This window comes from Zoogloea oleivorans (genome assembly GCF_008107625.1).
Taxonomy (GTDB): Bacteria; Pseudomonadota; Gammaproteobacteria; order Burkholderiales; family Rhodocyclaceae; genus Zoogloea; species Zoogloea oleivorans.
In genome coordinates, this window is the sequence record NZ_SDKK01000001.1 from 156,248 (window position 1) to 169,759 (window position 13,512).

Here is a 13,512-nt window from a genome sequence, read left to right on the forward strand (position 1 = left end):
CGTCGGCTCGACGACCTGCTGCCGGCCGGCTTGCGGCCACGCCTGGCGGCGGTATTGGGTCAGGTCGGTGTGCCGGCTGAGGCGGCCCAGCATCTGCAGCCGTGGATGGTCAGCACGCTGCTGACCTTGCGGGCGGCGCAGATTGCCGGCTATGGCACCGAGCAGGGCGTTGATCTGTGGCTGGCGCGCAAGGCACGCTCGCGCGGCCTGCCCCTGTGGGCACTGGAAACCGTGGGCCGGCAGATCGAGGCGTTGGGGGCCGGCGGAGAGGCGGCCCAGGTGGCAAGCCTGGTCGAAGTGGTCGAGCTGATCGAACGCAACGAGGCCGAGCCGTACTTTCGCAGCATGCTGGACGCCTGGCGGCGCGGCGATGCGGAAGAACTCGACCGGCTGATGCGCGAGGAAGCGACCAGCGAGGCCATGGCGCCGATGCTGGCCGAACTGCTCGACCGCCGTAACCGGGAGATGGTGGACACCATCGTGGCCGCCCTGCAGCCCGGCAAACGGCCTTTCATTGCCGTGGGTGCCGGCCACTTCGGCGGGGCCAAGGGTTTGCTGGCGATGTTCGCCGACAAGGGTTTCCGGATACGGCAGGTAGAGGACAAGGCCGAATGAGGCGCTGGACCGGCATGGTCGGGCTGACGTGGGCGTCGCTGGCGTGGGCCACGCCGCCGGTGGCCATCGACGTGGGTCATTACCTGGCCCGTTCGGGGGCGACCAGCGCCTACGGGGTGGCCGAGTTCGAGTACAACCATTCCCTGGCGGCGGTGATCGCCGCGCGGCTGGCGGCCGATGGCGTGCCGGTGCGCCTGATCGGCCACCGTGGCGAGATGGCCGATCTGCAGGCCCGGCCGCAGCAGGCCGAGGATGCAGGGGCGGGTTTCTTCCTGTCGATTCACCATGACTCGGTGAAGGAAAGCCATCTGCAACCGTGGGTCTGGAACGGGCAGCCCCGGCGGTATGCCGACGACTTTGCGGGCTTCTCCCTGTTCGTGTCGCGCCTCAACCCGCGGCTGGCCGAGAGCCTGGCCTGCGCCAGTGCCATCGGTGGCGCTCTGCGCGAGGCCGGCCTGAAGGTCGCGACCCATCATGTGGGGCGGGCAGAGGACGGGCGGGCGTGGGCCGACGAGGCCAACGGCGTGTATTTCTACGACAATCTGGTGGTGCTCAAGCGTGCCAGCGTGCCGGCGGTGCTGCTGGAGGCGGGTGTCATCGTCAACCGCGACGAGGAGCGTCAGCTTGCCGGTGCCGAACGGCGCGCACTGACCGCCGCCGCGGTGGAAACCGGCCTGCGCGCCTGCGGCTTCGCTCCCGCCGTGGCGAACCAATCCGCCAGTGCAGGTTCTGAAACGCGGTAGCGCGCAATGCGCCAGAATGCCCCTGTTGCCAAGAAGGATATCCAGCCAATAATGAAAACCGTCCTGCTCTCCTACTTTTCTGCCGCCCGCAGCCTCAGCCGGCCGGGCATCTTGTGGCACCTGATGTGGCCGACCCTTGCGGCAGCGATACTGTGGACCGGCCTGCTGGTGATGAACTGGGCCACCCTGGTGGCCCTCGGCGCCAGCCTGATTACCGCCATGCCGCTGGTCGGCGGCTGGCTGGCCTCGTCGGAAGGGGCGCTGCTGGTGGCGCTGGTGATGTTCAAGATCGGCCTGGTGGTGCTGGCCCTGCCGATCATCTACGTGACGGCGGCCTTCCTGGTGGCGGCCATTGCGTTGCCGCTGATGGCCGAGAAGGTGGCCGCTACCGATTACGCCGATATTGCCCGGCGTGGCGGCGGCAGCCAGGTGGGCAGCGTGTGGAACGCGCTGACCTCGGTGCTGCAATTTCTCGTGTTGCTGGTGCTGAGCCTGCCCCTGTGGCTGATTCCCGGCGTTGGCCTGATCATCTCGCTGCTGCTTACCGCCTGGCTCAACCAGCGCGCCTTTCGCTACGACGCGCTGATGGCCCACGCCGACAAGCGCGAGTTGAAGGTCCTGCCGACGGAGCAGGCCAGTGGTTTGTTTGGCGTCGGCCTGCTGGGTGCGGTGATGGCCCATGTGCCGCTGATCAACCTGTTTGCGCCGGCGCTGTCGGGCCTGGCCTTCGTGCATTACCTGCTGTCGGCCCTGCGAGTGGCGCGGCACAACGACAACATCATCGAGGTGAAGTGAATGGCTGCAGATACCACGCCGGCTTTCGGCGCAATCATCATTGGCGATGAACTCCTTTCCGGCCGCCGGGAAGACAAGCACCTGGGCAAGGTGCTGGAACTCCTCAAGGCCCGCGGCCTGCGTCTGGCCTCGGTGCGCTACGTCGGCGACGAGCGCCCGCGCCTGGTGCAGACCCTGAAAGAGAGCTTCGCCACCGGCGACATCGTGTTCAGCTTCGGCGGCATCGGCGCCACGCCCGATGACCACACCCGCCAGGCCGCCGCCGAAGCCCTCGGCCTGCCGCTGGTCCTGCACCCCGAAGCCGAGGCCGAGATCCGCGCCCGCTTTGGCGACGAGACCACGCCCCAGCGCCTGCAGATGGGCGTCTATCCTGAGGGCAGCGAGATCATCCCCAACCCCTACAACCAGATTCCGGGCTTCTCGATCCGCAATCACTTCTTTGTGCCGGGGTTTCCGGTGATGGCCTGGCCGATGGTCGAGTGGGTGCTCGACACGCGCTTCAAGCATCTGCACCACCAGGCCGACTACGTCGAGACTTCGGTGATCGTGTGGGAGGCGATGGAAGGCAAGCTGATCGACCTGATGGAGCAGATCACCGCCGACTTTCCCGATGCCAGCCTGTTCAGCCTGCCGAGTGTGGGCGGCGAAGGCGGGCGGCGCCACATCGAACTGGGCATGAAGGGCCCGGCGGCGCAGGTCGCCGAAGCGATGGCCATCATCACTGCCGAGATCACCCGGCGCGGCTATGCCTGGGAGCCCCACGCGGGCCTTTAAGGAGCGAGCGTGGCTTCGTGCGGGTATCGGGATTTTCCGGGGCGGCGCTGGCTGGTGGTGTTCCTGCGCGCCGGGCACATTGCCGGCGTGGTGGGTGTCGGGGCCGGCCTGCTGGGCGGGGCGGCCGTGCCGGCAACGGCCTTTGTGCTGCTGATGGTGCTGTCCGGCGTGGCGATGGCGCTGCTCGACGCCTGGTCCAATTCCACCTGGCTGGCCGAGCTGGCCGGTGTTTCGCTGCTGGTGAAGTTTGCCCTGCTTGGCTGGTTTCTGGCCGATGCGGCGGCGCGGCCGATTCTGTTCTGGCTGATCCTGGTTTTTTCGGTGGTTTTTGCCCACGCGCCGGCGAGTTTCCGGCATCGCCGGCTGGGCCGGCAGGCGTCCGGCGACGTGTGACTTATGTCACATAGCTGAAGTGTTCATACCGTATTCTCGGGGCCTGATGTTGTAGCAGGCAAGGGGAAGCGGAATGAACAATGACTGGATTCTGGCCAAGACGTCGGCCGGGTTAGAGGAGGTCGCTACCCGCGGCCGGCGCGTGCCGACCCGTCTGAGGACGGTACTCATCATTGTGGATGGGCGGCGCAGCGTAAAACATCTGAGCGAATCGGCTGCCGCCCTCGGCAACATCCGCGCAGCCCTGGCCGAACTGCGGGACATGGGGCTGGTTGCCCCGGTGGAGAGCAGCGCACATGCCACCCCGGCGGTCGAGCCCGCCAGCCGCGCTTCCGTGTCGCCTGCCGCGCGGCCGCAGAGTGTGGCCCATGGCCGCCCCGCGCCCCAGCCCGTGCGTCGGCGCTCTCTCGCGCTGGCCAGGCTCTATCTCTTCAACGCCATGGAACAGAGTTTGCGCCAGGCCGACCAGCCCGTGCGCGAACACCTGCGCACCGCCACGTCGCGCGCCGAATTGCTGATGGCTTTCGAGATGTGCCGGGACATTGCCAGCGAGCTGGGCGTCGGCCACATCGACACCATCGAGGAGCAGTTCATGGGGATGCTCCCCGAAGAAAACTGAGCGCCTGAAAAACAAACCTTGCCTTAGTCCCGGGCAGCTTCTATATTTGGGATGTCCCAAGGGGGAGTAGCTCCACGTCGGTGGGCCGTCAATACGAAGAAAGCTGAGATGCACCAGTGCTTTCTTCCGGCTACCGGGCAGTTGTCGCGATGTTGCGCTGGCTGTGAGCAAGACCTTTGCCGCAATGGCAATGTGTCTTTCGATAACCCGGCTCCCCTGCCGGACCAAGAAAAAGGCCTTTCGCCGTTGCCGGACGAAAGGCCTTTTTCTTTGGTTCCGTTCTGGGAGATGCATCGTGGAAAGTATTGGTAGCGTGGGAATGTGGGCGGGCTTTGCGGCCGTCGTCCTGGTCATGCTGGCCATCGACCTGTTTGTGGTTGGTGGCGGCAAGGAACACAAGGTGTCCCTGAAGGAGGCGGGCATCTGGTCCGTGGTGTGGGTGAGCGTGTCGATGCTCTTTGCCGCCGCGCTGTGGTGGCATCTGGATGGGAGCATGGGGCGTGAGGTTGCCAACGCCAAGGCGCTGGAGTTTGTCACCGGCTACGTCATCGAAAAGGCCCTGGCCGTCGATAACGTGTTCATCTGGCTGATGCTGTTTTCCTACTTCGCGGTGCCGCCCGAGCTGCAGAAGCGGGTCTTGATCTACGGCGTGCTCGGCGCCATTGTCATGCGCACCGGCATGATCTTCGCCGGCGCCTGGCTGATCAGCCAGTTCCACTGGGTGCTCTACCTGTTTGGCGCCTTCCTGCTCATCACCGGCATCAAGATGTTCTGGTTTGCCGAGCATGCCGCCGACCTGGAGAAGAACCCGCTGCTCAAGTGGCTGCGCGGGCACATGAAGATCACCACCACCTTTCACCATGAGCACTTCTTCATCCACCGGGAGGAGGGCGGCAAGCTGGTGCGCTACGCCACGCCGCTGTTCCTGGCACTGGTGCTGGTGGAAGTGTCGGACGTGATCTTCGCGGTGGATTCGATTCCGGCAATCTTCGCGATCACCACCGATCCGTTCATCGTGCTGACCTCCAACGTCTTTGCGATTCTCGGTTTGCGGGCGATGTACTTCCTGCTGGCTGACTTTGCGCACCGCTTCTCGCTGCTCAAATATGGCCTGGCCGTGGTGCTGATGTTCATCGGCGGGAAGATGCTGGTCATGGACTGGGTGAAGATTCCGGTGGGCATTTCGCTGGGCGTGGTGGCGCTGGTGATTGCCACCTCGGTGATCCTGTCGCTGCGCAAGGAGCGCCTCGAAACGGTGTAGGCTGAAGGCTGACCCGTTCAAGGAGACCCGGCCGCCGTGCTGATCCGCAATGAAACCCCGGCCGACGAGGCCGCCGTACGCACGGTAAACCTCGCGGCCTTCGACACGCCCGCCGAGGCACAACTGGTCGATGCCCTGCGCGGCGCGACTTTTCCGTATGTGTCGCTGGTGGCCGACGACAAGGGGCAGATTGTCGGCCATATCCTGTTTACCCCGGTGCTGCTGCCGGGCCATCCGCGGGCGCGGCTGATGGGGCTGGCGCCGATGGCGGTGCTGCCCGACTATCAGCGCAGCGGCGTGGGCACCGCCCTGATCGCGGAAGGCCTGCGGCAAAGCCGCGAGGCCGGCGCCGGCGCAGTGGTGGTGCTCGGCCACCCGGACTACTACCCGCGCTTCGGCTTTGTGCCCGCGTCGCGCCACGGCATTGGCTGCGACTACGTGGCCGCTGGCGACGCCCCCGACGACGCCTTCATGATCCTCGAACTACAGCCTGGCCACCTTGACGGCCTCGGCGGCACGGTGGAATACCACGCCGCCTTCGCGGCACTGTAATCACCCCGCCGGCCCGGCCCGCAGGCGACGCAGCATGGGCAACCACGTCTCGCCCTGATGCACGGTGAGCCCGAGCAGGATCAAACTGGTGCCCGCCCACAGGCGCAGGCCAATGGCCTCGCCGTTGAGCACATTGCCCAGCAGCAGGGCCAGCACCGGCGTAATCAGCGTGATGAGGGCCACCTTGCCGGTGTCGAGATGCTTGATCACGTAGTAATACAGCGCAAAGCCGATCACCGAGCCGAACACGCCCAGGTAGGCGATGGCGGCGCCCGAGCGCGCCGGCATGGCCTGCGGCAATTGCCCGTCGCTCATCAGCCAGACCAGCGCAAAGAGCGGAAGCGACACAGTGAGGCTGCCCACCGTGGTGGCCAGCGGCGGGCTGTCATCGCCGATGCGCTTGAGTGACACCAGGCTGCCCGAGTAGATGAACACCGCCGCCAGCAAGGCGGCCAGCCCGGCCAGCGCATGCTCGCCGCCCAGGGCACTGCCGTGCACAAAGATCACCGCCAGCCCGCCGGCGCCAAGCAGCGTGCCGGCCACCTTGGCGCGGGTCAGGGACTTTTCGCCCAGCCACACCGCCGCCAGCACGCCGGCCATCAGCGGCGACAGCCCGAACAGCACCGACACCAGCCCGGAGTTCACGTAGCGGGCCCCCCAGTAAGTCAGCGCCATCGCCCCGAACAGCCCGACACCGCCCACCAGGTAGGCCCGGCGCGCCCGGGCGTGTAGCGGAAAGCGGATGCGCCACACCAGCACCAGCAGGGCCGCCACAACGGTACCAATCAACATGCGGGCCAGCACGGCAAAGGCGAAACCGGTGCCTTGCGTGCTCCACTGGATAGCCAGCGGCGTGGTAGACCAGATGAGGACAATAGCCAGATAGGCAACAGGTACAGACATGGAACGCTCCCTTGTGGGTCGGACTTCAGTCCGACTCGCGTCACCGAGCCCGTGCTGTCGGACTGAAGTCCGACCCACAGGTGAGTCGACGGTGACAAAAACAAAAAGGCCGCGGAGGTGAGTCCGCGGCCTTCAATGAAATCGGTATGAATGTTTCGACTAACCCGATCCCGGCCCCGGATGAACGGCAGCACGCCATACGCGCAGGGCGCGGCGGCGGGCAGACAGGGAAATCACGACAAGCGTGGAAAGCGGGTAGTTCATGGGCCTATGATGGCTGGCTCTTGTGCGGCGCGTCAAGTGCGAATGGCGGCCAAACTCCTTTTCTTCAACGAACCCGGAAAATAGTGATGGATGAACGTTCCCGTTTTGTCGAACTGGTCAGGGATCTGCCCCTGATCTCTGTGGACCTGGTGCTGGTGCGCGATGGCCGCGAAGTGCTGCTCGGCCTGCGCACCAACCGCCCGGCGCAGGGCAGCTGGTTCGTGCCCGGCGGGCGCGTCCTCAAGAACGAGAAGCGCGCCGATGCGCTCGCACGGGTGGCCGCGCGGGAACTGGGCATCCCCGACATCCATGCCCTGAACCCGGTGTTCCTCGGTCCCTTCGAGCACTTCTACCCGGACTGCTTCGCTGGTGACATGGGCGTGTCCACCCATTACGTCGTCCTCGCCCACCGCATCAACGTGCCCGCCGGCTTCGAGATTCCGGGCCAGGACGATCAACACGAGGCGCTGCGCTGGTGGGCGCTGGACGCGGCAGCTGAGAGCGAATCCGTGCATGCCTATACGCGGGATTACCTCCCGCTTCTTTAGCGCACGCGGCCGGATACGCAATGTCCACCGCGTGATAGCGACTATCGATGCCCGCGTAGTCACTATCATCGCGGTCATAGTGACTATCGGCCGCCGCGTAAGCACTACGCGCCGCGTGAGAGTCACTATCCGCACGGGCGTAGTCGCTATCCGCGCCGCGATAGCGAGTATCCAGGCCGGCGTAGTCACTACGCTGACGCCGGTAGTGACTACGCCGGCCTGCGCACTGACTATCGTCCGGCATAAACTGACTATCACGCAGCGCGCAGTCGCTATCCATCGATAGCGATACTGAAAGCACCCGGATTATCCCGGATAAATGCCATTGTGCTTGAACGAAAGGCGCGGCCGCGGTAGCATCGGCACCCGTAATATTTCTGCCACATTGCATAAACTTACGGAGAAGCCATGACCAACGTCAGTGAAAATACCCGCGTCAATCCCAAGCAAGTCCAGAAAGACATCGAGTCCTACCACGCCTTCGGCAGCATGACCGACTACCGGGCCAACAACACCGCCCACAGCCGCGAAGCCGCCGACGCCGCCTACGAAACCCTGCGAGCCGCCGAACAGCACGCCGTCACCACCCAGGCCGCCGCCAGCGCTGCCGCAGACGCCCTCACCGCCGCCCGCCGCGACTTCCACGGCATCATCCTCGGCATCAAGAACGAAGCCCGCGCCCTCTACGGCCCCAGCTCCGATCAGGTGGCGGCGCTCGGGTTGAAGAAGAAGTCGGAACAGACGAAGCGTGTTCGGGTGAAGAAGGAGGTGGTGGCGGAGTAAGCACTATGACCGCCTGTCGTGCAGGGGAGACGGGCGGCAATGCGGGAAGACGGCGGCTGGGAGGCCGCTGTTGTCTTTGGGGGGCGTGGTCTGAAGATGGCTGGGATGTTTGTATGACTGCTGCTCGGCCAAAGCTGCCGTTTAGCTGTCGTTCTGTCTGTGGCTGATTTAGGTCGCGCAACAGACGTTCAGAACTGTCCACAGAAGTCGGGGCGATTCAGGCGCACGCCCTCTATGACCCGCATTCCGGCCCCACAGAGAAGCCGCACCAGTATCGGCGACCACATTGACGCTGCGCATAGCCCAATAGCATGTACTCCCTGTATAATTAGCCACCTGGGATTGCATTTTCACCATTCAGCAACCGGACTGGGTTGCAACCGATGACAAGAGGGCTCTGCTCATGAAGATCGATGGAGTGTTTTACCAGTCATTCCTTTCCCAAATGGATCGTTACTCGGAAGAGGATAAACGCTGCATTGAGTCTGTCGTGAAGCGCCTATCGAAGAAAGACAGCACCTGCGAAGAGCGGCCGGGAATGCTTCTCGGAAAAATTCAGTCCGGAAAAACAAAGACGTTCATGGCAATCATCGGCCTGGCGTTTGACAACCAGTTTGACATCACCGTCATTCTGACCAAGGGCACCAAGGCGCTTGCGAAGCAGACTTATGCGCGGGTGAAGCAAGAATTCTCCAGCCACGTCAAAGAAGACCGCTTGCAGGTGTTCGACATCATGACCGTGCCGAGCGGCCTAACCAAGTACGAGCTGAATCAGAAACTCATTTTTATTGCCAAGAAACAGGTCGATAACATTGACCGATTGATCGCACTGCTGGGAGAAAAGTATCCGGATCTGAAGGATAAGGGGATTCTGGTTGTCGATGATGAGGCCGACTATGCCAGTGTTGGCTTCAAGAAGAGTGAAGGCGAGGTCTTGAGCAACAGAACGACTGAGCAATTGGAGCAATTGCGCACCTTGGCCGAGCATGCTGCATTCTTACAGGTTACCGCCACGCCTTACGCGCTGTATCTGCAACCAGCGGACATTGAAATCCAGGGGAAGGCCTTCAAGCCGATTCGTCCGGCATTCACCGAATTAGTCCCGGTTCATGCTGACTACGTTGGAGGCGACTATTACTTCGATGAAAGCCAAGAGGAAGGCGCCTTGGCATCCTTTCTTTACTACCCGCTCACGGCTGAAGAACTGACAGTCCTGAAAAAGCAGGATGGACGCAAAGTAAAGTTGGACAATGTCCTGAACGCCAAAGCGATCACCGGACTTCGGTCAGCAGTCTGCAACTTTCTGGTCGGCGCATGTATTCGCCGTTTGCAAGACGAAGACTATGGGAAGACGCCTAAAAAATTCAGCTTCTTGTTTCACACAGAAGCGGGCAAAGAAGCCCATGCCTGGCAAGAAAAAATCGTCGATACCCTTGTGTCAAGCCTGGCGAAGGCCGGAGCTGAATCGCCAACTCTGATCGAGCCCTTCCTCCAAGAAGCCTATGAGGAAATGAAGCCGTCGGTGACGACGCTGCAACAGCATTTACCCACCTACGCGAAGGTCCGTTCGGCAGCCTTGCAGATGTTAGCTGACGGGTCCGTGATGATCACCAAGGTCAACTCGGAAAAGCAGATTGAAGAGCTACTGGATGACGATGGTCAGCTCAAGCTTCGCACACCGCTGAATATCTTCATCGGCGGGCAGATTCTTGACCGTGGCATCACCATTGCGAACCTGATTGGCTTCTATTACGGCCGCAAGCCCAATGTGTACCAACAAGACACGGTACTCCAACACTCACGCATGTTTGGCTTCCGCCCCAAGGCAGACTTAGCTGTCACCCGGTTCTATACCGAGCCCACCATCTATGCAGCGATGAAGCGCATGCATGAGTGTGACGTTGCGCTTCGAGCCGAAATCGCGAAGAACCCTGAGCAGGCCGTGGTATTTATCCAGAAGGACAAGTCGGGCAAAGTGATTCCGTGCAGCCCCAACAAGATCATGTTGTCGAACACGACCACATTGAAACCGTTCAAGCGGATGCTGCCTGTCGGTTTTCAGACCTTGTCGAAGACGAAACTTACACCGATCACAGCCAAGATCGACAGTCGCCTGGACAGTCTCAATCCCAACGAGGGCTTTGAAGCCCCTTTTCTGATTGAACTTGATGTGGCCTTGGCTTTGCTCGATCAAGTACAGCCTTCGTTAGAAATGTTTGAAGACGAGGGCTACACCTTCGATTGGGATGCGGCAAAGGCAGCGCTGACTTACCTGGCCGGTCTTTCGAAGAAAGCTGAAAATCGCAACAAGGTTTGGTGTCTGGTGCGCAAGAATCGTAACCTCAAACGTACTGTGTCGGTCGGTAGTCACGCACAATACGCGGATGCTCCGGACTCGACCAAGACGGAAGGCCGGCTCCGCCAGCAATACTCAATCGATCAACCCATGCTCATCCTGATCCGCCAAAATGGATCAGAAGAAGACGAATGGCGAGGCGCCCCGTTTTACTGGCCAATCATCTCTGCTCAAGAAAATGCTCAGACGACCATTTTCTCGCATGAGACACAGAAGAATGCCGATGTACAAGAGAATGACGAATAAGTAAGCCAACCAATTCGAGTGAGACTCAGCGATGCACCATAAGACAAAAGAAATGCTCCGCAACGCCTTGTTGGCGCAGTTGAAGGAGTCAGGCGGTTCTGCAGGCAACAAGGCATTGCGCGAGGCAATGGAGGCCGCGCTGGGGCGCGAAGTGCCTCAGGAGGACTACGACGAAGTGAAGGAAGAGCTTGTCGCAGAAGGCCTGCTTGGCCGTGGCAAGGGCAAAGGCGGTTCTGTGTATCTCGCAGCGGCAGGTGACGATGAGGAAGAAGGCGACGACTTCTCGCTGGCGGTGCAGGAAGCGCCGGAGCCAAGCGAAGCCAAACCGCGCAAGGCCAAGGCCAGCGCCCCGCGTGGGGCGGCCAACCAGCCGAGTCAGGTGCTGGCTTATCGCTACGACGAAAAGCGCAAAAACAACCCGCATGTGGGCATGGTCGACGTGGCGAGCGACCACGAAGAAAGCGAAACGACCTGGGCCTACGACCCGCACATTGACCCGGCACTGCAATTCGACCCGCAACGCGCGGGCATCGAGACGCTGATCGACGACGCGCTGGCCTCTGGCGATGCTGCGCAGATGCGCGCCGCGCTGGAAGAACTCAAGCGCATGCAGTCGCCTTATCTCAACTGGGCGGGCAAGGCCGAGCGCACCAGCTTTGAGGTCGACACCGTTTCGCTGCATGTGCATGAGCGCATCGACCCCGCCACCATCCTCGCAGCGGTGCAAAAGCGCATCAAGGACAGCAAGGGCAAGACCGTGGGCGGCTTCCAGCCGGACATGTTCCACGCCCCCTTCGAAAACCTGCCGCTGTCGCAGGCCATCGACTTCTACAAGCACGATCGCGACTGGGCCAACCGCCTGATCGCTGGCGACTCACTGCTGGTGATGAACTCCCTGCTGCAGAAGGAAGGCATGGCCGGGCAGGTGCAGATGATCTACATCGACCCGCCTTACGGCATCAAGTACGGCTCCAACTTCCAGCCCTTCACCAACAAGCGCGACGTGAAAGACCGCAAGGACGAAGATCTCACCCAGGAACCGGAAATGATCAAGGCATTCAGGGACACCTGGGAGCTGGGTATTCACTCCTACCTGACCTATCTGCGCGACCGGCTGCTGCTGGCGAAGGAGTTGCTGCATGAGTCGGGGAGCGTGTTCGTGCAAATTGGAGATGAAAACGTCCATCTGGCTCGAAATGTAATGGACGAAGTTCTTGGCGCAGAGAACTTCATTTCGTTGATTACGTTCCGAAAGAAGGGAATGACATTAGGTTCGGATAACCTAGAAGGCACTGTTGACTATCTGATCTGGTACGCGCGCAGTAAATCGAATGGCGCGCTCTAGACTGAAGTGCAACACCCCGATTTGGTAGGGTGTATGCATGGGAACTCACTACAGCCAGTTGTCGATGGACGAACGTAATCAGATTCATCGGTGCAGCAATGAGGGATTGAGTCTTCGGGCAATTGCCCGAAGACTCAATCGGCCGACCTCCGCAGTGTCGCGCGAAGTGGCGCGGAACACGGTGGGCAAGAGCTACGATGCCGCCCGTGCCGAGCGCGCGACGCTGGCGCGCAGGCGGCGCGGAACGATCAAGCTGAAGAGCGGTTCTGTGCTGCTCAACCGGGTTCGCGCGCTGATGGCCGAGGGCTGGTCGCCGGAGCAGGTTGCGGGCAGACTGCGCCGGATGAACCCTGATGATCCTGCTCTGCACGTCTCGCACGAAACGATCTACTGCGCCATCTACGCCGTGCCACGGGGCGAGCTGCGCAACGAACTCATCGCCCAGCTGCGTTTCTCCCACAAGGCACGCATGCCTCGCGCACGGGGCCAGGACCGGCGCGGCACGCTGCCGAACATGACCTCCATTCACCAGCGCCCGATTGAGGTGGCGGCCCGCCTCGTGGCCGGGCACTGGGAAGGCGATCACATCAAGGGGCCGGGCAACCGCAGTTCGGTGGGCACCCTGGTCGAGCGCAAGAGCCGCTACCTGATGCTGGTCAAGCTGCGTGACGGCTCGGCCGAGGCCACGCTGGAAGGCTTCACGCGCAAGTTCCGCCATGTCCCGCTCGCCATGAAAAAGTCGCTGACTTACGATCAGGGCAGGGAGATGGCCCGCCACGAGATTCTCGCCAAGCGGGTCAAGATCGACGTCTATTTCGCCGACCCGCACAGCCCCTGGCAGCGGCCGACCAACGAGAATACCAACGGCTTGATCCGCGAGTATCTTCCCAAGGGCCTGGATTTGGCGCCGATCTCCCAAGGCTACCTCAACGCAATTGCCCGACAATTAAACAACCGCCCGCGCAAATGCCTCGACTTTGAAACCCCAGCAGAGGTCTTTGCGAGGGAAATCATGAACTTTCAACCCGGTGTTGCACTTCAGAGTTGAAACCGCCAATACTAAGTACAACCCTCTATTCCAATTCAAATCTGTTGAGGGGGACTCGCACTGGGATAGGACTATTGACCCACACGGTAGACGACGGAAGCTCTCACAAGCAGAGCTTGCTTCGCATAAAGCTCTCCCCGCGGGATCGCAGGTATATCAATTGCACGTGTTATATCCTGCGGGGGTGAACCAAAGTGGACTGTTCCCACTTGATTTTTGTGGACGTACCTACACCCCGCCAAGTGGAAGAAGTTGGAAGACAAATGC

General features: G+C 61.8%; 14 protein-coding genes. 13 read left to right on the top strand and 1 reads right to left on the bottom strand.

The annotated features are described in order from the left end of the window. From ETQ85_RS00795 to ETQ85_RS00830, 8 genes are all read left to right on the top strand, one after another. A partial coding sequence (locus ETQ85_RS00795; RefSeq protein WP_148577390.1) for a TraB/GumN family protein occupies positions 1-615 on the top strand: 615 nt, incomplete at its 5' end. Continuing rightward, positions 612-1,358: an N-acetylmuramoyl-L-alanine amidase family protein gene (locus ETQ85_RS00800; RefSeq protein ID WP_148577218.1), complete on the top strand. Its 747-nt coding sequence runs from the start codon at positions 612-614 to the stop codon at positions 1,356-1,358. The genes ETQ85_RS00795 and ETQ85_RS00800, both read left to right, overlap by 4 nt. A 51-nt stretch (positions 1,359-1,409) precedes the next feature. Next, the gene (locus ETQ85_RS00805; protein WP_148577219.1) at positions 1,410-2,153 is read left to right on the top strand and encodes an EI24 domain-containing protein; all 744 of its coding nucleotides are present in this window, start codon (positions 1,410-1,412) and stop codon (positions 2,151-2,153) included. Further along, the gene (locus ETQ85_RS00810) at positions 2,154-2,927 is read left to right on the top strand and encodes a competence/damage-inducible protein A (RefSeq protein ID WP_148577220.1); all 774 of its coding nucleotides are present in this window, start codon (positions 2,154-2,156) and stop codon (positions 2,925-2,927) included. Between the two features lie 9 nt (positions 2,928-2,936). Then, positions 2,937-3,320, top strand: a complete 384-nt coding sequence (locus ETQ85_RS00815; RefSeq protein ID WP_148577221.1) for a hypothetical protein — start codon at positions 2,937-2,939, stop codon at positions 3,318-3,320. 73 nt (positions 3,321-3,393) lie between these two features. Further along, positions 3,394-3,939: a hypothetical protein gene (locus ETQ85_RS00820; RefSeq protein WP_148577222.1), complete on the top strand. Its 546-nt coding sequence runs from the start codon at positions 3,394-3,396 to the stop codon at positions 3,937-3,939. A 295-nt stretch (positions 3,940-4,234) separates the two neighbouring features. Continuing rightward, positions 4,235-5,200, top strand: a complete 966-nt coding sequence (locus ETQ85_RS00825) for a TerC family protein (RefSeq protein WP_148577223.1) — start codon at positions 4,235-4,237, stop codon at positions 5,198-5,200. A 36-nt stretch (positions 5,201-5,236) separates the two neighbouring features. Further along, complete coding sequence (locus ETQ85_RS00830) at positions 5,237-5,752, top strand: GNAT family N-acetyltransferase (RefSeq protein ID WP_148577224.1); 516 nt, start codon at positions 5,237-5,239, stop codon at positions 5,750-5,752. Here the strand turns inward: ETQ85_RS00830 and ETQ85_RS00835 are convergent, their stop codons facing one another. After that, positions 5,753-6,655 (bottom strand): DMT family transporter, encoded by a 903-nt coding sequence (locus tag ETQ85_RS00835; protein WP_148577225.1) that lies wholly within the window; start codon positions 6,653-6,655, stop codon positions 5,753-5,755. It abuts the gene before it with no gap. Positions 6,656-7,005: 350 nt separating this feature from the next. Between ETQ85_RS00835 and ETQ85_RS00840 the strand changes: the two genes are divergently transcribed. The 5 genes from ETQ85_RS00840 (at position 7,006) to ETQ85_RS00860 (ending at position 13,245) form a co-directional block, all read left to right on the top strand. Further along, positions 7,006-7,467, top strand: coding sequence for a GDP-mannose mannosyl hydrolase (locus tag ETQ85_RS00840; protein ID WP_187394531.1), 462 nt, complete (start codon positions 7,006-7,008; stop codon positions 7,465-7,467). Between the two features lie 408 nt (positions 7,468-7,875). Beyond that, positions 7,876-8,250, top strand: a complete 375-nt coding sequence (locus ETQ85_RS27215; protein WP_148577227.1) for a hypothetical protein — start codon at positions 7,876-7,878, stop codon at positions 8,248-8,250. A 403-nt stretch (positions 8,251-8,653) separates the two neighbouring features. Further along, positions 8,654-10,852 (top strand): Z1 domain-containing protein, encoded by a 2,199-nt coding sequence (locus ETQ85_RS00850; RefSeq protein ID WP_148577228.1) that lies wholly within the window; start codon positions 8,654-8,656, stop codon positions 10,850-10,852. Between the two features lie 52 nt (positions 10,853-10,904). Beyond that, positions 10,905-12,197 carry a DNA methyltransferase gene (locus ETQ85_RS00855; RefSeq protein WP_148577229.1) on the top strand — a complete coding sequence of 431 codons (1,293 nt, stop codon included), beginning with the start codon at positions 10,905-10,907 and terminating at the stop codon, positions 12,195-12,197. Positions 12,198-12,234: 37 nt separating this feature from the next. Beyond that, a complete protein-coding gene (locus ETQ85_RS00860; protein ID WP_148577193.1) occupies positions 12,235-13,245 on the top strand; it encodes an IS30 family transposase in 1,011 nt (336 codons plus the stop codon). The last annotated feature ends 267 nt before the right edge of the window (positions 13,246-13,512 follow it).